This window comes from Paenarthrobacter aurescens (genome assembly GCF_041549525.1).
Taxonomy (GTDB): Bacteria; Actinomycetota; Actinomycetes; order Actinomycetales; family Micrococcaceae; genus Arthrobacter; species Arthrobacter aurescens.
The window spans coordinates 2,072,702-2,096,476 of record NZ_CP157456.1 but is presented as its reverse complement, the minus strand read 5'-3'; the positions used below and the strand labels follow the sequence as shown (position 1 = coordinate 2,096,476).

Genomic DNA, 23,775 nt, shown 5'->3' with positions numbered 1-23,775 from the left:
GTCTACCCTAGCCCAGCTTGGATGCGACGAGCTCCGTGAGGTCTACGAGGCGGTTGGAGTAGCCCCACTCGTTGTCATACCAGGAAACAACCTTGACCTGGTTGCCGATGACCTTGGTCAGGCCGGAATCGAAGATGGACGAAGCGGGGTCGCCGACGATGTCAGAGGAGACGATCGGGGCGTCCGTGTAAGACAGGATGCCGGCCCACTGTTCGGACTCGGCTGCTGCCTTCACAGCGGCATTGACTTCTTCCACCGTGACCTCGCGGGAAACAGTGACCGTGAGGTCAGTTGCCGAACCCGTGGGGACGGGGACGCGGATGGCGTAACCATCCAGCTTGCCCTTGAGCTCGGGCAGAACCAGCCCAATAGCCTTGGCGGCACCGGTGGACGTGGGAACCATGTTGATCGCGGCAGCGCGGGCGCGGCGAAGATCCCCGTGCGGGCCGTCCTGCAGGTTCTGGTCAGCTGTGTAGGCGTGGACCGTGGTCATCAGGCCGCGCTCGATGCCGAAGGCGTCATTGACAACCTTGGCCAGCGGGCCGAGGCAGTTGGTGGTGCAGGAGGCATTGGAGATGATGTTGTGCGCGGCGGGGTCATAGAGATCATGGTTGACACCCATCACGATGGTGATGTCTTCGTCGCTGGCTGGTGCCGAGATGAGGACCTTCTTGGCTCCGGCGTCGATGTGCTTCTGCGCTGCTGCGGCCTTGGTGAAGAAACCGGTGGACTCGATCACGATGTCGACACCAAGCTCGCCCCAGGGAAGGTTGGCGGGATCGCGCTCAGCAAGGACCTTGATGGACTTGCCGTCGACTACGAGGTTTCCATCGACAACTTCCACGGTCTGGGCGAGACGGCCACCGACGGAGTCGTACTTCAGGAGGTGCGCGAGGGTCTCGGGGCTGGTGAGGTCGTTGACTGCCACGATCTCAAGGTCTGCGCCCTGGGCCAGTGCTGCGCGGAAGTAGTTACGGCCGATGCGGCCGAAGCCGTTGATACCAATACGGGTGGTCACTATGTGTCAATCTCCTTGGTGCTCTTGCAAGCACGCCTAGTGAGTCGGATCAAATATTTCCAACTAACAGACCCCGCACGCCGTTGGGCAGAGGTGATTATCAGATCGGAGGGCGACCAGCCACGTTGCTGAAGGCTAACCGCCTTCCGTGATCCATCTTACGTTTAACTAAGCCTGCCCCCGCAACTGCGGAGGCAGGCTTTTGAGCATTTGGCCCTAATTCACGCTAAAGGTGACTTTTATTACATCTGCGTGAACCGGAACTCACCACTTAGAGAACGATGAGTCCCGTGGCGTTGGCGCGGGCGGCTTCGAAGCGCTTGGCGACGTCTGCCCAATTGACGATGTTCCAGAACGCCTTAACGTAGTCAGCCTTGACGTTGACGTAGTCCAGGTAGAAGGCGTGCTCCCACATGTCCAGCATCAGCAGCGGGGTGGTGCCCACTGCAACATTGCCCTGCTGATCGTAGAGCTGCTCAATGAGCAGGTTTCCACCGATGGGCTCGTAGGCCAGGAAAGCCCAACCGGAACCCTGCAGGCCCAAGGCAGCCGCGCTGAACTGGGCACGGAAAGCATCGAAGGAACCAAAGGCGTCGTCGATCGCAGCAGCCAGTTCACCCTCGGGCTTGTCGCCGCCGTCCGGGGAGATGTTGTTCCAGAACACTGAGTGGTTGATGTGTCCGCCAGTGTGGAACGCGAGATCCTTGGAAAGACGGTTGATGTTGGCGAAATCATTCTTTTCGCGGGCATCGGCCAGCTGGGAGAGGGCGTTGTTGGCGCCTGCAACATATGCCGCATGGTGCTTGCTGTGGTGCAGCTCCATGATCTTCGCCGAAATGTGCGGCTCGAGTGCTGCGTAGTCGTAGCCGAGCTCGGGCAGAACGTACTCTGTCACGAAATCCTCCAATGTTATGGACTCACGTCCGGTTGGTAACTCTCGTTATGTCATCCGGCCAGCGGGCCAGCCGGAAATCCTTGGCGAAGAAGACTGCTCTTGCCTCCACCGGGAACAACCCGCGGTGGCCTCGCAGTATTTCCTCCGCACTTTTTCGATTCTATGGGTGCGCCCTACTCGTCCATCATTTCAGGAGTCACATTTGCCTCAGTCCCGGGAATTCCCAAATCCACAGCACGCTTGTCCGCCATGGCCAGGAGTCGGCGGATCCGGCCCGCTATGGCGTCTTTGGTCATGGGCGGATCAGCGAGCCGGCCCAGTTCGTCCAGGCTCGCCTGCTTGTGGGCCACCCGCAGCTCCCCGGCGTACTTGAGGTGGTCAGGGACGTCATCGCCCAGGATCTCCAACGCACGGTCCACCCGGGCGCCCGCTGCCACAGCCGCTTGCGCAGAGCGACGCAGGTTGGCGTCATCAAAATTGGCAAGCCTGTTGGCCGTTGCCCGAACTTCCTTCCGCATGCGCCGTTCCTCCCACACCATGAGGGCATCGTGGGCACCCATGCGCGTGAGCAGAGCGGCGATGGTGTCGCCGTCGCGGATAACCACGCGGTCAACACCGCGTACTTCGCGGGCCTTTGCCTGAATCCCGAGGCGGCGGGCTGCACCCACGAGTGCCAGCGCGGATTCCGGTCCGGGGCATGTCACTTCCAGGGAAGAGGATCGTCCCGGTTCAGTCAGGGAGCCATGGGCAAGGAATGCGCCCCGCCACACGGCCTCGGCGTCGGCAGCGGAGCCGTTGACCACCGTTGACGGAAGGCCCCGGACAGGACGCCCACGGCCGTCCAGCAAGCCGGTCTGCCGGGCCAGTGCCTCACCGTCACGAACAACCCGGACTACATAACGGCTCCCCCGGCGCAAACCTCCGCCGGAAACAACGATTATTTCGCTCTGATGCCCGTAAACCTCGGCGATCGCTGCCCGGAGACGGCGTGCGGTGGAGGCCAAGTCCACTTCAGCCTCAATGACGATCCGTCCCGAAATAATGTGCAATCCGCCCGCAAAACGCAGCATTGCTGAAACTTCCGCCTTACGGACAGAAGATTTCTTGATGTCCAGCCGGGACAGTTCGTCCTTGACCGACGCAGTAAGTGCCATCGCGTGTTCCTAACTGTTCCCGAAAATATCGTGGTACGCCGCTGCCAAAAGCAGTGGATCATGGACGGGGCGGCGCCTCGACGCCCCTACTCTACCCAACACCACTTCTGCGCCGATCATCGCAGCAGCCTTCTCAAAAGCCTTGATGTCCTGCACGGCTGCAGGATCTGCCAGAACCACGTCAACCGTAAACTCAGGGGCATAACGGCGCAGGACATCGAGGTGGTCCGCTGCCGTCATGCCTGAAGTTTCCTTGGTTTCAACGTCAAGGTTCATGGTGAGGCATCGTTTGGCGGCGGTGTCGCCCAAGGCGCGCCGAAGCTCGGGCAGCAGCAAATGCGGCAGCACCGAGGTGTACCAGGAACCGGGGCCGAGGATAACCCAATCGGCAAGTTCGATTGCAGTGAGAGCCTCAACGCAGGCCGGAGCCGCCTCGGGCAGGAGCCTGACTTCTTCGAGCTTTCCTGCCACAGCACATTTGGCTTGTCCCCGTACCGTCCGCAGCTCATGGCTGCCATCTGGCAGCTCCACCTGGGCTTTGCCCTCAATGGTGAGGGGAACGCTGGACATCGGCAGCACCTGGCCGCGGGCACCCAGCAAAGCTCCTGCCCACTTCAGCCCGGCAACAGTGTCCCCCAGCAGTTCCCACAGAGTGACGATCAGCAGATTGCCCATTGCATGGTTGTCCAGCGAACCGCCCTTGGCAGAACCGGCCTCAAAACGGTGCTGCATGACATCGCGCCAGGTCCTGCCCCAGTCCGTGTCATCGCAGAGGGCACTCAATGCCATCCGCAGGTCCCCGGGCGGAAGGACGCCGTACTCTTCACGCAGACGCCCGGAACTGCCGCCGTCGTCCGCTACCGTGACAATGGCCGTCAGCTCAGAGGTGAGCAGCCGAAGGGCGGACAACGAAGCCGCCAGTCCGTGACCGCCTCCCAAGGCAACCACCGAGGGGCTTTTCTTCTGCTGGCTGCCCGGAACACCCTTGGGTGGTATGAGCGGCAGCGGTCCCGTCAGAACTCCCACTATTCACGACCCAGGTCGCGGTGGGTGGTAGTGACGGTGACGCGGGGATATTGTGCCAGGCGTTTGGAAAGTTCCATGGTGACAGCAACGGAACGGTGCTTGCCGCCTGTGCAGCCGACAGCCAGCGTGGCGTAATGCTTGTTTTCCTGGCGGTAGCCGTCCAGAACGGGTTCCAACGCCCGGACGTAACGATCAACGAACTCCTGGACCCCTGCTGCTCCCAGTACATAGTTGCTGACGTCCTCATCCAACCCGGTATGGGGCCGGAGCTGCGGAACCCAGTGCGGGTTGGGAATGAAGCGGGCATCGGCAACGAAGTTTGCGTCCACAGGCAGCCCGTACTTGAAACCAAAGCTCATGACATTCAGGCGAAGTGTTACTGGCCCTGTATCGCTGAACAATTCCGTGATGGCAGTGGCCAGGCCATGGACGTTGAAGTCCGAGGTGTCCAAAACGACGTCGGCGTGTTCGCGCAGTTCCCGCAGGACCTCGCGCTCAATTCCGATGCCGTCAAGGATCCGCCCACCTCCCTGCAGAGGGTGCGGACGACGGCCCTGCTCGAAACGGCGTACCAGGACGTCGTCCTTGGCGTCCAGGAACAGTACGCGGAAAGTGATGCCGCTCGCGCTCAGGGCGCCCAGAGCAGTCTGGATGTCAGTGAAAAGGTCCTTGCTGCGAACATCCACCACAACGGCCAGCTTGGGAATCGACTTGGGTGCGTGCGAGACAATTTCTGCCAACGTTCCCAGCATCTGCGGTGGAAGGTTGTCCACCACATACCAGCCATGGTCCTCCAGGGCGTCAGAGGCTGTGCTGCGTCCGGCACCGGACATGCCGGTCACCACCAGCAATTCAGCCTCTGGTGGCTTGACGGGGGTCAGGCCGTCCTGCTCCGTGCCGGACCCTGCCGTAGCCTCATCCATCAGTTTGTCCCCGTTTCGTAGGAAGTGGTCATTGCAATAAAGAACCGTGGTCGTCGCCCGCGGCGCCGTGGTTCGGGTTGTCGGTCCCAGGCGCCCGGCAGCACAAGCGCGCCGACCGGCCAAGTTCTTACCCTAGCTAAGATTCGAGGATTTCGCCGGTGGTCATGTTCACTGCCGGTGCTGTTTCACTTGCGTCCCCCGCAGCACCAAGGTGCTGGACAACAGCGGCGGCCAGAGCCGGACCGATGCCCTTGGCTGAGGTGAGCTCCTCAACCGAGGCGGCCTTGATCTTCTTCAGAGAGCCAAAGTGTGCCACCAGCGCCTTGCGTTTGGCCTCGCCCAAGCCAGGGACACCATCCAGGACGGAAACGGTCATTGCCTTCCCGCGCTTTTGCCTGTGGAACGTAATGGCAAAACGGTGGGCTTCGTCACGGATCCGTTGAAGCAGGTACAACCCCTGCGAGGTCCGGGGCAGGATCACCGGGAAGTCACTGTCCGGCAGCCAGACTTCCTCCAGCCGCTTGGCAAGACCCACCACGTAAACGTCATCAATGCCCAACTCCGCCAGAGCACGGGCTGCCGCATTGACCTGCGGCTGCCCGCCGTCCACCACCACAAGATTGGGCGGGTAAGCGAACTTGGCCTTCGGGGCGGGAACATCAGAGTCCGACGGCGGCACGTCAGCGGCGCTTTTGGCGCCACTGCGGGTCGGGTTGATGATCTCGCCGGAAACAATAGGAACCTGGGCAGCTTTATCGGTCAGGTAGTGCCTGAACCGGCGGGTAAGAACGTCATGCATGGCCGCGGTATCGTCCGCGGCTGCGGCACCGGTAATGGAGAACTTGCGGTAGTCCGATTTCTTGGGCAGGCCGTCTTCCACCACCACCATGGAAGCCACCACGTTGGTCCCCTGGACATGGGAGATATCGAAGCACTCGATCCTCAGCAACGGAACCGGAATCTCCAAGGCCTCCTGAAGTTCCTGAAGGGCGAGGGACCTTACGGTGATGTCCCCTGCCCGCCTCGTCTTGTGCAGCTTCAGGGCTTGCTCGGCATTCTCACGGACTGTGGACATCAGCGCTGCCTTGTCACCACGTTGGGGAACCCTGATGTCCACCCGGGCGCCCCGCAATCCACCCAGCCACTCGGCCAGTTCATCGTGGTTGCTGGGGTTCCGGGGAACAAGGACTTCCCTCGGGATACGGCCCTGAACCTCGCTGTCTTCACCGTAAACCTGCTGCAGCAGATGCTCGATCAGTTCCGGTGTGGTGGCGTCTTCGACCTTCTCCACCACCCAGCCACGCTGCCCGCGGACCCTGCCGCCGCGGACGTGGAACACCTGTACTGAAGCTTCGAGCTCGTCCTCGTGGAGTGCAAAGATGTCCGCATCGGTGTCCTCGGCCAAGACCACGGCATTGCGTTCAAAGACCTTCCGGAGCGCGATGATGTCATCCCGAAGCCCGGCCGCGCGCTCGTAATCCAGCTCTGCTACGGCCGCGGACATGTCCTTCTCCAGCCGGCTGATGAAGCGTTTGGCTTCGCCTCCCATAAAGGAGCAGAAATCCTCGGCAAGCCCGCGGTGCGCCTCCGGTGTAACGCGTCCCACGCACGGCGCCGAGCATTTGTCGATGTAGCCCAGAAGGCAGGGCCGTCCGCTGGACTCCGCGCGCTTGAAGACTCCTGCGCTGCAGCTTCGCACAGGAAAGACCCTCAGAAGGGTGTCCATGGTTTCCCTGATGGCGCCGGCAGTGTAAGGGCCGAAGTACCGCGTGCCCTTCCTTCGTTCACCACGCATGACCTGCACCCGGGGATACTTTTCACCCATGGTGACTGCGAGGTAGGGATACGTTTTGTCATCCCGGAAGACAACGTTGAACCGTGGTTTGAACTCCTTGATCCACGTGTACTCCAGCTGCAGCGATTCCAGCTCGCTGCCCACCACGGTCCACTCAACGCTGCTGGCTGCATGGACCATAGCGTGGGTCTTGGGAAGGAGGCCCGCAGGGTTGGCGAAATACGAGTTCAGCCTGGAACGGAGGTTTTTTGCCTTGCCCACATAAATGACACGACCATGGGGGTCACGGAAACGATAGACGCCGGGGGTGGTGGGAATCTCACCCGTTTGGGGCCGGTAACTTGCTGGATCTGCCACGTTTCCAGTCTAGTGAACCGGAAAGGCACTCATTGCCACGGCCTCCGCGGCTCAATTGGTTTCTGCGGCCCACCATGGTTGCCAAAGAGTACGGCTCAGTCCCATCCGTGGAACTGAGCCGACTCCAAGCCGGAACTAGTCCACCGACTTGCTCTGGTTGTAGCTTGTGGACCGTTCCTGGCCGCTGAGCAGCGCGATGGCATCCATGATCTTGTCAGTGACTTCACGCCGGGCGGGCAGGGAGTGGTCCGGGCCGGTCTTGTCGAAATAGAGGGGCTCGCCCACTTTCATGGTGAAGTGCTGGGGGCGCACTGCGTTCTTATCCGCGGGTTGCAGTTTCTCAGTGCCGATCAGCCCCACCGGAATCACTGGAGCGCCTGTGGTGAGCGCGAGCCAGCCCACTCCCGTCCTGCCTCGGTAGAGAATGCCGTCCCGGGAGCGGGTGCCTTCGGGGTAAATGCCTATGCCCTTCCCGGACTCCAGAATGTCCAGAAGGGTTTTAAGCGCCTGCACGCTGGCGGCCTGTTCACCGCGCTCCACGGGAATGGAACCCACAGCTTCAAAGAACGACTTCATCACGGCACCTTTGACGCCTTTGGTGGTGAAGTATTCCGCTTTGGCGAAAAAGGCAACCGGCCGGGGCATCAGTGCTTGAACTATGACGCTGTCCAGGAAGGAAAGATGGTTGGGCGCAACAATGAACGGTCCATCTTTGGGAACATTCTCCAAGCCTATGACCGTGGGCCTGCAGGTGGACGAAATCAGGCCACGGGTTGTCCACCGGATCGCATCAAAGACTGCCATCGTTTTGTACCTCGCTCAGGGCTGCCGTGCGGACAGCGTCAAGTTCTTCGATTTTGCTGCGCAGCTCAGCGGCTGTGGCTACCACGGCCGCTGCCCCGGCTTCCTCAAGTTCACCGTCCGGCGCGAACCCCCAGCTCACCCCGATGCAGTCCAAGCCATTGGCCTGTGCTCCAACAACGTCCTGGAACCGGTCCCCCACCATGACGGCCGGCTGCGAATGGAGATCCTTCAAAGCCGCACCGACGATCTCAACCTTGCCGGGGGCCGTGTTGGCCCCCAGGGATTCGTCATCTGCTGCACCGCGTATGGAGACAAAGAAGCCAGCAATCCCGTGGTGTTCCAGTACAAGACGTGCAATGGACTGGGGCTTTTGCGTTGCTACCGCAACGGGCCTTCCGGTTTCCGCGAAGAATTCCAGGAGATCGAAGATGCCCGGGTACAGCTTGCTCTGTCCAATACCGGTTTCCTTGTAATGGCGCCGATACCGCTCAATGGTTTCATCCACCAACCCGCTGGGCACATTGGCCAAGTGCAAGAGTGAATCACTGAGCTTGGGACCTACCATCGAATTCAACACGGCTTGTTCCGGAACGGGGAGGTCCATTTCCCGGAGGGCCGCTGAGATGCCTCCTGTGATACCGCCGGCAGGATCGACAAGGGTGCCGTCCAGATCGAATATTACGGGCACCGTTGTTTGAGTCACCGGGTTAGTTTCTCACGAGTAGCGGCATGCCTGAAACTCGCATGCCGCTACCGGAATACATCTTCGGACCCAGAGATATTCCTTTGGCGACTTTCACGCCGCCCGTGAGTAACTATCCGAGAATTTCGGCAAGGAAGGTCGCAGTATGGCTTTCCGTGGATTTTGCCACCTGTTCCGGCGTTCCTGTGGCCACGATCTTTCCGCCGCCCGAACCACCATTGGGGCCAAGGTCCACGATCCAGTCTGCGGACTTGATGACGTCCAGGTTGTGCTCAATGGTGATAACAGTGTTGCCCTTGTCAACCAACCCTTGGAGGACCATGAGCAGCTTGCGGATATCTTCAAAATGCAGGCCTGTGGTGGGCTCATCCAGGACATAGATGCTGCGCCCGTTGGATCGCTTCTGGAGCTCCGCTGCCAGCTTCACGCGCTGGGCCTCGCCGCCGGACAGTGTTGTTGCCGGCTGGCCGAGCCGCACGTACCCAAGACCCACATCAACCAAGGTCTTCAAGTGCCGTGCAATGGGGGTGAAAGCTGCGAAGAACTCAGCGCCCTCCTCGATGGGCATGTTGAGGACATCGGCAATGGTTTTGCCCTTGTAATGAACCTCGAGAGTCTCGCGGTTATACCTGGCGCCGTGGCACACTTCGCACGGAACGTAGACGTCCGGCAGGAAGTTCATCTCGATCTTCAAGGTACCGTCGCCTGAACATGCTTCGCAGCGTCCACCCTTGACGTTGAAAGAGAAGCGCCCCGGCTGGTAGCCACGGACCTTGGCTTCGGTGGTTTCGGCGAAGAGCTTACGGATGTTGTCAAAGACACCGGTGTACGTGGCCGGGTTTGACCGGGGTGTCCGCCCGATGGGGCTTTGATCAACATGGACCACCTTGTCCAGGTGCTCAAGTCCAGCCACTGTACGGTGGCGTCCTGCTACCTGCTTGGCCCCGTTGAGCTTGTTGGCCAGAACCTTGTACAGGATTTCATTCACCAATGTGGACTTACCGGAGCCGCTGACTCCAGTCACTGCCGTGAAGAGCCCCAGGGGGAAGGTGGCATCAACATTGTTGAGGTTGTTCTCCCTGGCGCCTACAACCTTGAGCTCACGCTTTTTGTCGTACTTGCGGCGTTTGGTGGGAACGTCAATCTTGCGCCGTCCGGAAAGGTAGTCCCCGGTCAGCGAATCCGTGTTCTCCAACAGCTCTTTGTAGGTACCGGAGTGCACCACCTGACCGCCGTGTTCCCCGGCGCCGGGTCCGATATCCACCACCCAGTCGGCCTCATGGATGGTGTCTTCGTCATGTTCAACCACAATCAGGGTGTTGCCGAGGTCGCGCAGTCGCGTGAGGGTCTCGATGAGTCGCCTGTTGTCACGCTGGTGCAGGCCGATGGAAGGCTCGTCCAGCACATAGAGGACGCCCACCAGGCCGGAACCGATCTGGGTGGCAAGACGGATGCGCTGAGCCTCGCCGCCGGACAGGGTTCCCGAGGGGCGCTCGAGGTTCAGGTACTCCAAGCCGACGTCCAGGAGGAAGGTCAGGCGGGCCTGAATCTCTTTCAGGACCTGGTTGGCAATCTGGGCTTCCCTGTTGGTCAGAGTGAGGCTGCCGAGGAACTCCGCGCATTCGCGCATGGGCAGGGCCGCCACCTCGGCGATCGACTTCCCGTTGATGAGCACCGACAGTGAGGCCGGGTTCAGACGGGCACCGTTGCACTCCGGGCAGGGAATCTGACGCATGTACTCTTCGTACCGGTCCCGGGCCCAGTCGGAGTCTGTTTCTCCGTGCTTCCGATGAACGTACTGGATGGCACCCTCGAAGCCGGTGCTGTACTTACGCTCACGGCCAAAGCGGTTCTTGTACTGGACTACAACCTTGTGGTCCTTGCCGTGAAGGACAGTATTCCGGACATCCTTCGGCAACTTCTCCCACGAAGTCGTCATGGAGAAGCCAAGTTCCTGGGCCAAACCCTCCAAGAGCCGGTTCCAGTACTCGGTAGTGGCTGTACCGAGTGCCCAGGGAGCAATGGCGCCCTCACCCAGGGAAAGTTCCGGGTTGGGAACGATCAGTTCTTCATCAACTTCCAGCCGCGTGCCAATGCCACTGCAGGCAGAGCAAGCGCCGAAGGGGTTGTTGAAGGAGAACGAACGGGGCTCGATCTCGTCAATGGCGAGGGGGTGCTCGTTGGGACACGCCAGGTTCTCCGAGAAGGCGCGGATACGCGCAGGATCCTCGGCGTCGAGGTCCACGAACTCCACCAGCACACGGCCTTCGGCCAGGCCCAAGGCTGTCTCCACCGAATCAGTGAGGCGTTGGCTGATTTCTTCCTTAACCACCAGACGGTCCACCACAACCTCGATGGTGTGCTTGAACTGCTTTCCGAGCTTGGGAGGATCGCTTAGCTGAACAAGCTCCCCGTCCACACGGGCGCGGGAATAGCCCTTGGCTGTCAGTTCCTTGAAGAGATCGACAAATTCACCCTTGCGACCGCGGACAACGGGGGCCAGGACCTGGAATCGAGTGCCCGGATCGAGTTCCAGGAGCTGATCAACAATCTGTTGCGGTGTCTGACGCGCAATTGGCTCCCCGCAAACAGGGCAATGCGGACGGCCCACGCGCGCCCAGAGCAACCGCATGTAGTCGTAAATTTCAGTGATGGTGCCCACCGTGGACCGCGGATTCTTGCTGGTGGACTTCTGGTCAATGGATACCGCCGGAGACAGGCCTTCAATGAAATCGACATCGGGCTTGTCCACCTGGCCAAGGAACTGGCGCGCATATGCGGACAAGGACTCCACGTAGCGGCGTTGGCCCTCGGCGAAGATGGTGTCGAAAGCCAGCGATGACTTACCGGAGCCGGACAGCCCCGTGAACACGATCATTGCATCACGAGGGAGATCGAGATCCACATTGCGCAAATTGTGTTCCCGGGCACCCTTGACCACCAAGCGGGACATGTCCGGCTTGATGGGTTTGGTATCGGAAAGGGCGGGGACGCCGTTGAGGGCGTCCATGGCGGTATCTTCAGCTAAGGCTTTGGGCACTTACCAATGCTAATCGAAAACTTCTTCGAATTTCCATGTCGTGCCTCACATGCTACTGATCGGTATCAATCGGCGTCGTAGGCGGCAGCCAGCAACTGAACCGCCTCGGCGAATGAGGCTCCCTGGGCCTTCGCTGCGGCCGCGTAGTCAGCGGCCACACCCGCCAGGGCGCCCCAGCGGTCATCCCGGGCACAAACCACCGTGCCGTTGCGCCCCCGTGTGGCCACGACGCCTGCAGCTTCCAGCTCCTTGTACGCCCGGGCCACCGTGTGAGGTGCGACGTCCAGGACCCCGGCCAGGTTCCGGACAGGGGGAAGCTTGGCGCCGACAGCCAGGACCCCGGCATCGACGAGTTCGATGATGCGCAATCTCAACTGTTCAAAGAGGGCAACCGCGCTGCCGGTGTTAGGCCGCCAGTTTCCTGGAAAATCTCCTGTAGGAGTCACTGGAAACTCCGGTCCGATGCCGGGCAAGCCCGGAGCAGCTGTTGTTCGAAGCGTCCGTGGTCCATGCCGAGAATTAGACCAGCGACACCGGCAAGGAACAAGCCGTCATGGTCCGGGAACCTCAATGCTACGTATGGCGAAGGTGTCCTGATCTTCATGCCGGCTTTTGGGCTACAGCGAAAATACGACGAAACGGGAAGATGGTTCCGTGGGGCGTTGAAGGATAGGCCTCGCTCAGCAGAGCCGAGTACTCCTTCTCGAATTCTGCCGCTTCTTCCGCTGACAGGGCTGCCAGCACTGGGCGAAGGCCCGTGCCGCGGACCCACTCCAAGACCGGGTCCTCCCCGTGCAGGACCTGTTGGTAAGTGGTCTCCCAGGCATCTGCCGCGCATCCGGCGTCGAGCATGATTCCCAGGTAGTCCGCAGGACTACCCACCGCACCGTCGTGCCGCAGCACGCCACCCAGCCTCCGGGACCACGTGCGGGATTCTGCCAGTTGGCGCATCAGCGTGTGGGAAGGCGAGGTGAAATTGCCGGGCACCTGCATGGCGAACCACGCACCCGGCTTCAGATCGCGAAGCCAGGAGGCCATCATTTCCTCATGCCCGGGAACCCATTGGAGGGCGGCATTGGTGACCACCACGTCAGTATCGGCATCCGGTTCCCACTGCGCGATGTCGCCTGGCTCGAAGGTCAGTTGGGTCTTCTTCCCAGCTCCCGGGTTCGCATCGTCCGGCTTCTGCGCTGTGGAGTGCTGCCAAAGAGACCGGGCCCTCTGCAGCATTTCCGGCGATGAGTCGATGCCCACAACCTGAGCCCCCGGCCAACGGTCCGCCAGTGTTGCGGTCAGGTTCCCCGGGCCACAGCCGAGGTCAACTACCTTCACGGGTGCGGTGGACCTCACCCGCGCGACGAGGTCATGGAACGGCCTGTCCCGGTGGTTGCCGAATTCAACGTATTTGGACGGATCCCACTCCATTGAAAGCCTCCTCGCTTCTGGCATCCTTGCTGGGCTGAGCCTAAACCGTCCGGGCACTAAGCTGGAAACCAATGAAACTTCTTGATCAGCTCCCCGGTTCCACGGCAACAGGTCCCCTGGACCCGGACGAAATCTACACACGGTTCGTGGAGTGGACCGAGAGCCGTGGTCTGCAGCTCTACCCTGCCCAGGACGAAGCCATCATGGAGCTCGCCTCCGGTGCCAACGTCATCCTGGCCACGCCTACGGGCTCCGGCAAATCCCTGGTAGCGATCGCTGCACACTTTGAGGCCATGGCAAGGGGCCAGCGAAGCTACTACACCGCTCCGATCAAGGCCCTCGTCTCGGAAAAGTTCTTTGCTCTTTGCGACATCTTTGGTGCCGAAAACGTTGGCATGATCACCGGCGACTCCGGCGTAAACCAGGATGCGCCCATTATCTGCTGCACGGCCGAAATCCTCGCCAACATCGCCCTCCGTGAAGGCTCCGCGGCCGAGCTTGGCTCCGTGATCATGGACGAATTCCACTTCTATTCGGACCCCCAGCGCGGCTGGGCGTGGCAGGTACCGCTGTTGGAACTCCCCCAGGCACAGTTCCTCCTGATGTCCGCAACCCTGGGCGATGTCTCCCGGTTCGAGACCGGATTGACTGATCTGACGGGCCGGGCCACCACTACTGTCAGTTCCGCGGAACGTCCCATCCCGCTGCATTACTACTACCACCTGACCCCGGTTCACGAGACGCTGGAGGAGTTGCTCTCCACCAAGCAGGTTCCTGTTTACGTTGTCCACTTCAGCCAGGCCGAAGCCATTGAGCGTGCTCAGAATCTGATGAGCATCAACATGTGCAGCCGGGCGGAAAAGGATCGCATTGCTGAGCTGATCGCGGGCTTCAGGTTCGCCGCCGGTTTCGGAAAAACGCTGAACCGGCTTGTTCGCCACGGGATTGGTGTCCATCACGCAGGAATGTTGCCCAAGTACCGCCGTCTGGTGGAGCAACTCGCCCAAGCCGGCCTGCTGAAAGTTATCTGCGGAACCGACACTTTGGGCGTGGGCATCAACGTGCCCATCAGGACAGTTTTGTTGACTGCCCTGAGCAAATATGACGGCGTACGGACCCGGTCACTGAACTCACGGGAGTTCCACCAGATCGCAGGCCGTGCCGGCCGTGCAGGTTACGACACCGCCGGCACTGTGGTGGTCCAGGCCCCGGATCACGTAGTGGAAAACACGAAAGCCATGGCCAAAGCCACCGCCAAGTTCGGTGATGACCAGAAGAAGCTGCGGCAGGTGGTTAAGAAGAAGCCTCCGGAAGGATTCGTTTCCTGGGGCGAGCCTACGTTCAAACGACTCGTCGAGTCCGTTCCGGAACCGCTGACATCCAGTTTCACTGTCACCCATGCGATGCTGCTGAACCTCATGGAACGCCCCGGCGACCCCTTCCAGGCCACCCGGCGCCTGCTCAGTGAAAACCACGAGACCCGTCCGGCGCAGCTCAAGCTGATGAAGAAAGCCCTGGGTATCTACCGGGAGCTATTGGCAGCCGGTGTGGTGGAACGCATTCCGGAGGAAGAACAGGCAGCAGAGGGGCGCTCAGTCCGGTTGACTGTTCACCTGCAAGCCAACTTTGCCCTCAACCAGCCGCTCTCCCCCTTCGCCCTGGCGGCGCTGGAACTCCTTGATCCGGAGTCTGCGTCCTATGCCTTGGATGTTGTTTCCGTCATTGAGTCCACCCTGGAGAAACCACGCCAGATTCTCTCTGCACAACAGAAAAAGGCCCGGGGCGAAGCGGTCGCGGCCATGAAGGCTGACGGTATTGAGTATGACCAGCGGATGGCCATGCTGGATGAAGTTACCTATCCCATGCCGTTGGCGGAGATACTTGGCGAGGCTTTCGAGGTTTACCGGAAAGCAGCGCCGTGGGTGGGTGACTTCGAGCTTGCCCCGAAGTCGATCATCAGGGACATGTACGAGCGCGCCATGAACTTTGGCGAGTTTGTGCAGTTCTATGGCCTGGCTCGCTCTGAAGGCATAGTCCTGCGCTACCTGGCTGATGGCTTCCGGGCGCTGAGGCAGACCGTTCCCCAGGATTCTCTCCGGGAAGACCTTGAAGATCTTATCGCCTGGCTGGGCGAGCTGGTACGGCAAGTGGATTCCAGCCTGCTGGACGAGTGGGAGGAACTAACGTCCGGGCTTGCCCCCACGCCCCACGACGCTCCGCCGCCGCCTCCTCCGCTGCTGACCGCCAACATCCGGGCGTTCCGTGTCATGGTACGGAACGAAATGTTCCGCAGGGTTGAACTGTTTGCTGACGAGGATTCCGCTGCTTTGGGGGAACTCGATGCCGAAGCCGGCTGGGAGGCAGAGCGCTGGGAAGAAGTCCTGGACGACTACTTCGATGAACACGACGACATCGGCACGGGTCCTGACGCACGGGGCCCGGGACTGCTGATGATTACGGAGGAACCAGGCACGTGGAAGGTCCGTCAAATCTTTGATGACCCGGCGGGTAACCACGACTGGGGGATCTCCGCCGAGGTGGATCTGGCAGCATCCGATGACACCGGAACGGCAGTAGTCCGGGTGACGAACGTCAACAGGCTCTAAAACGGCCATGGAACCAGTACCTGATCTGTCCGCCGGTTTGCGCAGGGTGAAAGCTGTCGATGCCGAGCCGGCGGCGGTCTGTACTGGTCCGCGTCGTTGGTGGGGTGGCGTCCTGGACGTTGAGGGGCTGGCGCTGGGCTCGGTACAAAGTGCCGCAACGGCGCTGAACGCGTTGACCGGGTCCACCGGGAGATACTCGGTTGACGCGGGGCTGACTGCAGCTGCTTTTGATTCATTGGGGCACCTTCGGATTGACGGGCGGAAGCCGCAGGGCTTTGCACCGACATCCGGCTTCCGGCGCACAGCAGACGGCTGGATCCGCCTGCACGCCAATTACCCCCATCACGCGGCGCACTTGATGGAAGCCCTATCTGCCGCCACGCCGCAGGACGTCGAGCGTGCCCTGTTAGCCATGACCTCCCTGGAGGCCGAGGAAGTGATCGTGGCACACAAGGGTGTGGCTACCGCCGTACGGAGCCGCGAGGAGTGGGTTTCCTCGGCCATGCATCCGGCGGCAAAGTCAGGGCCTTGGATCAGTCTTACAGGGAATGATGCCGCACCCCCGGCTTGGGTTGGCTCCCCCTGGGTGCCTGCCAAGGATCCCCTCCGGCCGTTGGAGGGCTTGAAGGTGCTCGATCTGACCCGTGTGATCGCCGGCCCCACGGCCACCCGATTCCTTGGGGCGTTGGGAGCAGACGTTCTGCGCGTTGATCCTCCGTTTCTTCCGGAACTGCCGGAAGCATTCATCGACGCAGGGTTCGACAAACGCAGCGCTGAAGCTGATTTCCGGCAGACCGCGGACCTGGCAGCCATTCACGGTCTTGTGGCCTCTGCCGATGTGGTGGCCACCGGTTACCGGAACGGGGTCCTGGACAGATACGGTTTGGGCTCTGAAGCGCTGCTGGCTGCCAATCCTGGCGTGATTGCAGTTTCGTTGTCCGCTTGGGGCAACAGCGGGCCGTGGCGGCAGCTGCGAGGTTTCGACAGCCTTGTTCAGGCCGCCTGCGGGATCGCAGTGAGTTACGGAATGAAGGACGACGACGGCTGGAAACCTGGCGCGCTTCCCGTCCAGGCCTTGGACCACGCCACCGGCTACGGGCTGGCCGCAGCGGTGCTGACTTTATTGGTGGAACGGCTAAGAGCCGGGAAGGGCGGGTCAGCGGTGCTTTCTTTGGCGCGGACTGCTGAAGAACTCATCGCCCTGCCCACCAGTGAGCAAGAGGTCCCTGTGAACCCGCTCCCCGAGCCGAGGTATCTCAGTGCAGGCAGCGCCTACGGCGAGCTCAGGTTTGTAGGGCCGCCCCTGCTGGTTGACGGCACTCCGCTGCGCTACAGGCGCCCGCCCATGCTTTATGGAGCGTCCACGCTGGCTTGGCAGCAGGAAGCCGGCGAGCCCCTAGTAAGCTCGAATGCATGAGTGTAATCCGCCCCGCCACCGTTGAAGACGTTCCCGCAATCCTCCGTATGATTCACGATCTTGCCATCTACGAAAAGGAACCGGACGCCGTTAAGAACACCCCGGCCATGCTCACCGAAGTCCTTTTCGGCGAGAACCCGCGTGTCTACGCCACCATCGCGGAAAACAGTGCCGGTACAGTGCAGGGTTTTGCCCTCTGGTTCCTGAACTACTCCACCTGGGAAGGCGTTCACGGCATCTACCTTGAGGACCTCTATGTGGTTCCGGACGCGCGAGGCGAGGGCCACGGCAAGGCGCTGCTGCAGCATCTGGCCGGCACCGCCGTCGAGCGCGGTTATGCCCGTGTGGAGTGGAGTGTCCTGAATTGGAATGAACCCTCCATCAATTTCTACAAGAACCTGGGGGCCTTCCCCATGGAGGAATGGTCAACGTTCAGGTTGACCGGCGATGCACTCCAAGCCTTCGGGGCGAACGTAGGCGAGGCGAAAGAGGCTCTGAGCCGTGGCTGATCTGTCCCGCGCGGACCAGGCTGCTTCCGGTCAGGCAGCTGTTGGCCAGGTGGACGTTGACCGACGTCCCGGCGACAACGGCCACTGGATCAAGGCCCGTCATGAATTCCGTGGACTCCGGACCGTGGAGCACTACTTCACGGTTCCCTTGGTGCATCAGGCAGAAGTTCCCGGCGAGACGATAACGATTTTCGCCAGGGAGTATTCCTCCACGGACCATTCAGCGCAAGAGGCTGCCACTTTGCCGTGGCTGCTGTTCCTTCAAGGCGGTCCCGGCGGCAGGGGCAACCGCGTCACCTCGTTGTCGGGCTGGATGAAGGCGGCCGCCAAGGATTTCCGCATCCTGATGCTGGACCAACGGGGCACCGGATTGTCTGCGCCGATTGAGCGGCAATCGCTGGAGCTCAGGGGCGACGCAGCCGCGCAAGCAGAATATTTGACTCATTTCCGCGCCGATTCAATCGTGGCTGACGCGGAGTCAATCCGGGGAGTCCTGGGCTCCGGACCATGGTCCGTGCTCGGACAGAGCTTCGGTGGTTTCTGTGCCTTAACGTACCTTTCTTTCGCACCGGAAGGGCTGCGTGAGGTGCTGATCACCGGCGGCTTGGCCCCGCTTCACGGTTCAGCGGATCGCGTCTATCAAGCAACATTCCGTCGTGTGGCCGCCAGGAACGCCGAGTACTTCTCCTGGTACCCCGAGGACAGGGAACAACTCACACGGATAGTCCGTCATTTGGAACGCCAGCCTGAATTCCTGGCAAGCGGTGAACGGTTGACGCCGGAGCGTTTTCAGATGGTGGGATCATTCCTCGGCGGGAACACCAGGGTGCATGCCCTCCATTACCTTCTGGAGGACGCATTCATAGACACTCCCTCCGGTGAACGGTTGTCGGAATCGTTCCTTGAACAGGTACGGGGACTCGTCAGCCGTGCGGGCAATCCACTCTATGCCGTCCTCCACGAGTCCATCTATGGTCAGGGCACGGCGACGGCCTGGGCGGCTTGGCGGGTGCTGGAGGACTACCCCGAGTTCAAACCTGATGCCCAGGAGCCGCTGCTCACCGGGGAGATGGTGTATCCCTGGTACTTCGAACAGGATCCCGCGCTGGTTCCCTTGCGTGAGGTGGCCGAGCAACTCGCGGCCCGCCAGGACTGGCAGCCGCTGTATGACCCCGCCCGCTTGGCCACCAACACGGTTCCTGTTGCTGCGGCCGTGTATGAGGATGACATCTACGTGGACCACGATCTCTCGTTGGAGACCGCGGCGGCTGTGCAGGGACTCCAGACCTGGGTTACATCGGACTTCCACCACGACGGCATCGGGGAAGACGGCGAGGGCATCTTCAGGAGACTGTTCGGCATGGTGCGCTCCCGGCGCTAGCTGGAAGAGCCAGCCGGAGGAGCCAGCCGGAGGAGCCAGCCGGAGGAGCTATCCGGAAGCCGCGCCGGCAGCGGCTGTTACACGCTGGCGGGCAGCAGTAAAGGCGGTCAGGGCCAGCACGGCGGCGGCCAGAAGACTGGAAGCTACGTTGAGCCCCTGATAGCCGATCCAGGCAAGGAGCAGGCCGGACGTTGCTCCCCCGAATGCTCCGGCGGCGCCCATCAACGTGTCCGAAACGCCTTGGACGGTAACCCGTTGCCCGGATTGGACGCTCTCTGCCAAGAGAGTTGAACCGGCAATGGTCGCCGCGGACCAGCCCAGACCCAGGAGAACCAATCCGACGGTCACCAACACGGGTTCGTGCTGGCCGAATCCGGCAATGAAGACCGCCACCAGCAGGAGCCCGTGCCCCATGGCGATGGTCTGGAAGCGGCCGGCCTTATCCGTGAGCCATCCCCATACCGGGGACAAGGCGAACATTCCCGCGATGTGCAGGGAGATCGTCAGACCTATGACCACCAGTGCATCCGTGCTGTCGGTGGTTCCGCCATGGTGTCCGGCGTGGGATCCACCCACAAGCTGTTGAAGGTGCAGGGGTGTCATGGACATAACAGCCACCATGACGCCGTGGGCAGCTACGACAGCGGCCAGGGCGAGCATGGCCTGTGGCGATGAACGGACAGCACGAAGACCGGACCTGATGGTTCCCCGCACGGGCTCCGCTGCCGGCTCACCGCTCGATTGAGCCTGGCGGGCCAGACGGCGGGACAACAACAGCGGGTCCGGCCGGAGGCCCGCAAACAGGAGCCCGGCAGCCAGGAACAGTCCCACTGCAGAGAAAACGAACGGGCCGGCTATGGGCGGAAGCCCCAGCGCCTCACCTACCGCGGCTCCGGGTTGGATAAGGTTTGGCCCTGCCACGGCCCCGATGGTAATCGCCCAGACAACTGTGGACAGTGACCGCCCGCGGTGCTCCGGCTCGGCGAGGTCCACGGCGGCAAAGCGCGCTTGAAGGTTTGCAGCTGTGCCGAGGCCAAGGAAGGCAGCGCCCAGCAAAAGCAGCACGAAGGACTGGGCCATGACTGCACCGATGATCAGCAGTGCCCCGGCCATCGCAGCCGCCAAACCAGTGACCAGTCCAACGCGACGGCCGCGTGCCTCGGCCAACCTGGCCAGGGGCAAGGCGGCGATTGCCGCGGCCAGCGTCAGAACCGTGGTGATGGAACCGGCCCAGGCCTCGGAGCCCGAGAGGTCCACGGCCAGCAAAGAGCCTATGGAGAGCGTCGCCCCATTGCCAACGCCGCTGAGCAGCTGCGCCGAACTGAGCAGGAAAACAGTACGGCGCTGAACCCGTTGAGGGTCCAGCGCCGTAGTGGAAGTTGTAGTCACTTCACGAGACTACAACCTTTGTTGATCAGTTACTCTGCCTCGCTCATGGTCTTTTTGGCGTCAGCCTCGAGCCGGGCATCCAGCTTGGCCTGCCGCGCCTGCGGGCTCATCAGGCTGGCTACGACAGCAATGATGATGGTGCCGACGATGACAGCCAGGGAAACATACGTGGGAATCTCAGGAGCCCATTCGATGTGCTGGCCGCCGTTGATGAACGGAAGCTCGTTGACGTGCATGGCGTGCAGGACAAGCTTCACGCCGATGAATGCCAGGATCACGGACAGTGCGTGCTTGAGGTAAACCAGGCGTGTCATGAGTCCGCCGAGGAGGAAGTACAACTGACGCAGGCCCATCAAAGCGAAGATATTCGCGGTGAAGACGATGAACGCGCTTTGGGTCAGGCCGAAGATGGCGGGAATGGAGTCAACGGCGAACAGGAGGTCGGTCAGGCCGATCGTGATGAAGACGATCAGCATCGGGGTGAAGACCTTCTTACCGTCAACTACGGTGCGGATCTTGTTGCCGTCAAACTTTTCGGACATCGGCAAGACCTTGCGAAGGCGGGCAATCAGCGGGTTCTCGGCGCCTTCTTCCTCATCTTCGCCGGAATCCTTGGCCTGCTTCCAGGCAGTCCAGAGGAGGAACGCTCCAAAGATGTAGAAGACCCAGCTGAACTGCTCGATGACTACTGCACCCAGGGCGATGAAGATACCACGCAGGATCAGCGCGATGATGATGCCCACCATCAGCACTTCCTGCTGGTACTTACGGGGCACCGAGAAACGGGCCATGATGATGATGAATACGAACAGGTTGTCGATGCTCAAGCTGTATTCGGTGACCCAGCCTGCGACGAATTGGCCGCCGTATTCGGGGCCTGCAAAGACGAACATTGCCACTGCGAAGAGCAGAGCGAGAGCGACATAGAAGCCGACCCACAGGCCGGCTTCCTTCATGGAAGGTTCATGGGGACGCTTTACGACCAACAGGAGGTCGATGAGCAGGATGATTCCAAGAACGACAAATGAGCCGATCTCAAACCAGACGGGTAGCTGCATTAAAGGTGCCTTTCGCAGGGTACGGGAAAGCGGTGTAAGTCTCTCCGGCCTGCCAGGGTGCGGTGAATGCAAAAATTGGCGGCCCGCTAGATCCGGCGAGGCATCTGTGCCTTGCGTGCTGACGGACGTAGCGCTTGGGATACTCCCCTACGTGACCTCAACCTTACCTTAGGCGTGCCCGGCGGACTGCATCTGGCGTAATTCGCGCTTCAACTCCTTGACTTCATCACGAATACGTGCGGCGACTTCGAACTGCAATTCAGCAGCGGCACCGTGCATCTGCTCTGTCAGTTGCTCTATGAGGCCAACGAGGTCTTCAGCCGGGGCTGCGGCAAGGCCATCCTGGCGAACCGTGGAAGCACCCTTGGCGGCGGACTTGCCGCGCTTGGCTCCCTTGGCGAGCCTGTTGTTGTTGAGCAGTTCCTGGGTGTCGGCGTCTTCCTTGGCAAGTTGATCGGTGATGTCGGCGATTTTCTTGCGCAACGGCTGCGGGTCAATGCCGTGTTCGGTGTTGTACTTCACCTGTATGGCCCGGCGGCGGTTGGTTTCTTCAATGGCGTGAGCCATGGAATCGGTAATCCTGTCCGCGTACATATGGACCTGGCCCGAGACGTTACGGGCCGCACGGCCGATGGTCTGGATCAGCGATGTGGAGGAACGCAGGAAGCCTTCCTTGTCCGCATCCAGAATGCTCACGAGGGAAACCTCGGGAAGGTCCAGGCCTTCGCGCAGGAGGTTGATACCCACCAGGACGTCAAAGACGCCCATCCGCAGTTCCCGGAGCAGCTCCACCCGCCGCAGGGTATCGACGTCCGAGTGCAGGTACTCCACCTTCACTCCATGCCCCACGAGGTAGTCGGTAAGGTCCTCGGCCATGCGTTTGGTCAGGGTGGTGACCAGAACGCGTTCATTCTTTTCCGTGCGGGTCCTGATTTCGCCCAGGAGGTCATCGATCTGTCCCTTGGTGGGCTTGACCACAACCTCGGGATCGATCAGGCCCGTGGGACGAATGATCTGCTGCACGTAGCCATCGGCCTTGCCGAGTTCGTACTTTCCCGGGGTTGCGGAGAGATACACGGTCTGGCCGATGCGTTCGAGGAACTCGTCCCATTTCAGGGGCCGGTTATCCATTGCGGAGGGCAGACGGAAACCAAAGTCCACGAGGTTCCGCTTCCGGGACATATCGCCCTCGTACATGGCACCGATTTGGGGAATCGTGACGTGGGATTCATCCACTACCAAAAGGAAGTCGTCCGGGAAGTAGTCGATCAGGCAGTGAGGCGCCGTTCCGGGTTCCCGGCCATCGATGTGGACTGAGTAGTTTTCGATGCCGTTGCAGAAACCCATCTGCTGCATCATTTCGAGATCGTAGGTGGTGCGCATCCTCAACCGCTGGGCTTCAACAAGCTTGTTTTGACCTTCAAGAACCTTCAGGCGGTCGGCAAGTTCATCCTCGATGCGTTTGATGGCGCGGGCCATGCGTTCAGGACCTGCCACATAGTGCGAGGCAGGGAAGACGTACATTTCTTCCTCGTCCCTGAGTACCTCGCCAGTGAGCGGGTGAAGAGTCTGGATGTTTTCGATCTCATCACCGAAGAACTCGATCCTGATGGCCAGTTCCTCGTACATGGGGATGATCTCCACAGTGTCCCCGCGAACCCTGAAGGTGCCCCGATGGAAGTCCATGTCATTACGTGTGTACTGCATGGACACGAATTTGCGCAGGAGGTGGTCGCGGTTCATTTCCGCACCCTTGCGGAGGGTGACCATTCCCGCGATGTACTCTTCCGGTGTACCCAGGCCGTAGATGCAGGACACCGTAGCCACCACGATCACGTCACGGCGGGTCAGCAGCGCGTTGGTAGCTGAGTGGCGGAGCCGTTCGACTTCCTCGTTGATGGAGGAATCCTTCTCAATGAAGGTATCCGTCTGCGCTACGTATGCCTCGGGCTGGTAGTAGTCGTAGTAGGAAACAAAGTACTCCACAGCATTATTGGGCAGCAGCTCTCTGAACTCATTGGCCAATTGCGCAGCGAGGGTCTTGTTCTGGACCATCACCAATGTGGGCCGCTGGACCTGCTCAATGAGCCATGCGGTGGTGGCACTCTTACCAGTGCCGGTAGCGCCAAGGAGAACGACGTCTTTTTCGCCGTTGTTGATTCGTTCGGTCAGCTCCGCAATAGCGGTGGGCTGATCACCGGCGGGCTTGAATTCACTGATCACTTCGAAAGGCGCGACGACACGGTTGATTTCCTGGGCAAGGCTCATGAAACCA

The 23,775-nt window shown here is 60.9% G+C and carries 18 protein-coding genes; 4 read left to right on the top strand and 14 right to left on the bottom strand.

The annotated features are described in order from the left end of the window. Positions 1–7: 7 nt before the first annotated feature. The 11 genes from gap to ABI796_RS09630 all read right to left on the bottom strand — a co-directional run bounded on the left by gap (position 8) and on the right by ABI796_RS09630 (position 13,140). The gene (gene gap / locus ABI796_RS09680) at positions 8–1,018 is read right to left on the bottom strand and encodes a type I glyceraldehyde-3-phosphate dehydrogenase (protein ID WP_141284130.1); all 1,011 of its coding nucleotides are present in this window, start codon (positions 1,016–1,018) and stop codon (positions 8–10) included. Between the two features lie 271 nt (positions 1,019–1,289). Then, complete coding sequence (locus ABI796_RS09675) at positions 1,290–1,913, bottom strand: superoxide dismutase (protein ID WP_091467344.1); 624 nt, start codon at positions 1,911–1,913, stop codon at positions 1,290–1,292. Between the two features lie 173 nt (positions 1,914–2,086). After that, a complete protein-coding gene (gene whiA / locus ABI796_RS09670) occupies positions 2,087–3,067 on the bottom strand; it encodes a DNA-binding protein WhiA (protein WP_141284132.1) in 981 nt (326 codons plus the stop codon). A 9-nt stretch (positions 3,068–3,076) separates the two neighbouring features. After that, a complete protein-coding gene (gene yvcK, locus ABI796_RS09665; RefSeq protein WP_141284134.1) occupies positions 3,077–4,093 on the bottom strand; it encodes a uridine diphosphate-N-acetylglucosamine-binding protein YvcK in 1,017 nt (338 codons plus the stop codon). Then, entirely contained in the window at positions 4,093–5,016 is a 924-nt protein-coding gene (rapZ, locus tag ABI796_RS09660; protein ID WP_141284136.1) for an RNase adapter RapZ, read from the bottom strand. Before rapZ ends, yvcK begins: the two co-directional genes overlap by 1 nt. 136 nt (positions 5,017–5,152) lie before the next feature. Then, positions 5,153–7,168: an excinuclease ABC subunit UvrC gene (uvrC, locus tag ABI796_RS09655; protein ID WP_141284138.1), complete on the bottom strand. Its 2,016-nt coding sequence runs from the start codon at positions 7,166–7,168 to the stop codon at positions 5,153–5,155. Between the two features lie 135 nt (positions 7,169–7,303). After that, on the bottom strand, positions 7,304–7,972 hold the full coding sequence (locus ABI796_RS09650; protein ID WP_011774770.1) for a lysophospholipid acyltransferase family protein: 669 nt from the start codon (positions 7,970–7,972) through the stop codon (positions 7,304–7,306). After that, on the bottom strand, positions 7,959–8,675 hold the full coding sequence (locus tag ABI796_RS09645) for an HAD hydrolase-like protein (RefSeq protein ID WP_141284140.1): 717 nt from the start codon (positions 8,673–8,675) through the stop codon (positions 7,959–7,961). The genes ABI796_RS09650 and ABI796_RS09645 overlap by 14 nt, the downstream gene beginning before the upstream one ends. Positions 8,676–8,787: 112 nt before the next feature. Further along, the gene (gene uvrA, locus ABI796_RS09640) at positions 8,788–11,715 is read right to left on the bottom strand and encodes an excinuclease ABC subunit UvrA (protein ID WP_141284142.1); all 2,928 of its coding nucleotides are present in this window, start codon (positions 11,713–11,715) and stop codon (positions 8,788–8,790) included. 65 nt (positions 11,716–11,780) lie between these two features. Further along, complete coding sequence (locus ABI796_RS09635) at positions 11,781–12,161, bottom strand: GntR family transcriptional regulator (RefSeq protein ID WP_141284144.1); 381 nt, start codon at positions 12,159–12,161, stop codon at positions 11,781–11,783. 154 nt (positions 12,162–12,315) lie between these two features. Next, positions 12,316–13,140: a trans-aconitate 2-methyltransferase gene (locus ABI796_RS09630; RefSeq protein WP_141284146.1), complete on the bottom strand. Its 825-nt coding sequence runs from the start codon at positions 13,138–13,140 to the stop codon at positions 12,316–12,318. Positions 13,141–13,211: 71 nt separating this feature from the next. On the opposite strand from ABI796_RS09630, the gene ABI796_RS09625 reads away from it, so the two are divergent. Genes ABI796_RS09625 through ABI796_RS09610 form a run of 4 tightly spaced genes read left to right on the top strand, consistent with a single transcriptional unit; the run spans position 13,212 to position 19,053 of the window. Then, positions 13,212–15,746, top strand: coding sequence for an RNA helicase (locus ABI796_RS09625; protein WP_141284149.1), 2,535 nt, complete (start codon positions 13,212–13,214; stop codon positions 15,744–15,746). Positions 15,747–15,753: 7 nt separating this feature from the next. Beyond that, positions 15,754–17,163 carry a CoA transferase gene (locus tag ABI796_RS09620; RefSeq protein WP_141284151.1) on the top strand — a complete coding sequence of 470 codons (1,410 nt, stop codon included), beginning with the start codon at positions 15,754–15,756 and terminating at the stop codon, positions 17,161–17,163. Further along, positions 17,160–17,672, top strand: coding sequence for a GNAT family N-acetyltransferase (locus ABI796_RS09615; RefSeq protein ID WP_141284152.1), 513 nt, complete (start codon positions 17,160–17,162; stop codon positions 17,670–17,672). Before ABI796_RS09620 ends, ABI796_RS09615 begins: the two co-directional genes overlap by 4 nt. Before the next feature lie 49 nt (positions 17,673–17,721). Then, positions 17,722–19,053, top strand: coding sequence for an alpha/beta fold hydrolase (locus tag ABI796_RS09610; protein ID WP_141284235.1), 1,332 nt, complete (start codon positions 17,722–17,724; stop codon positions 19,051–19,053). 48 nt (positions 19,054–19,101) lie between these two features. Here the strand turns inward: ABI796_RS09610 and ABI796_RS09605 are convergent, their stop codons facing one another. The 3 genes from ABI796_RS09605 to uvrB all read right to left on the bottom strand — a co-directional run bounded on the left by ABI796_RS09605 (position 19,102) and on the right by uvrB (position 23,768). Further along, positions 19,102–20,442 carry an MFS transporter gene (locus tag ABI796_RS09605; protein WP_141284155.1) on the bottom strand — a complete coding sequence of 447 codons (1,341 nt, stop codon included), beginning with the start codon at positions 20,440–20,442 and terminating at the stop codon, positions 19,102–19,104. Between the two features lie 29 nt (positions 20,443–20,471). Continuing rightward, entirely contained in the window at positions 20,472–21,500 is a 1,029-nt protein-coding gene (locus ABI796_RS09600; RefSeq protein ID WP_141284157.1) for a TerC family protein, read from the bottom strand. Positions 21,501–21,668: 168 nt separating this feature from the next. Further along, positions 21,669–23,768 (bottom strand): excinuclease ABC subunit UvrB, encoded by a 2,100-nt coding sequence (gene uvrB, locus ABI796_RS09595; RefSeq protein ID WP_141284159.1) that lies wholly within the window; start codon positions 23,766–23,768, stop codon positions 21,669–21,671. Between the last annotated feature and the right edge of the window lie 7 nt (positions 23,769–23,775).

Bases quoted from the DNA above. Each gene is read 5' to 3' on its own strand.
- whiA (WP_141284132.1), bottom strand. From the start codon at position 3,067: ATGGCACTTACTGCGTCGGTCAAGGACGAACTGTCCCGGCTGGACATC.
- rapZ (WP_141284136.1), bottom strand. From the start codon at position 5,016: ATGGATGAGGCTACGGCAGGGTCCGGCACGGAGCAGGACGGCCTGACC.
- ABI796_RS09650 (WP_011774770.1), bottom strand. From the start codon at position 7,972: ATGGCAGTCTTTGATGCGATCCGGTGGACAACCCGTGGCCTGATTTCG.
- ABI796_RS09630 (WP_141284146.1), bottom strand. From the start codon at position 13,140: ATGGAGTGGGATCCGTCCAAATACGTTGAATTCGGCAACCACCGGGAC.
- ABI796_RS09625 (WP_141284149.1), top strand. From the start codon at position 13,212: ATGAAACTTCTTGATCAGCTCCCCGGTTCCACGGCAACAGGTCCCCTG.
- ABI796_RS09620 (WP_141284151.1), top strand. From the start codon at position 15,754: ATGGAACCAGTACCTGATCTGTCCGCCGGTTTGCGCAGGGTGAAAGCT.
- ABI796_RS09615 (WP_141284152.1), top strand. From the start codon at position 17,160: ATGAGTGTAATCCGCCCCGCCACCGTTGAAGACGTTCCCGCAATCCTC.
- ABI796_RS09600 (WP_141284157.1), bottom strand. From the start codon at position 21,500: ATGCAGCTACCCGTCTGGTTTGAGATCGGCTCATTTGTCGTTCTTGGA.
- uvrB (WP_141284159.1), bottom strand. From the start codon at position 23,768: ATGAGCCTTGCCCAGGAAATCAACCGTGTCGTCGCGCCTTTCGAAGTG.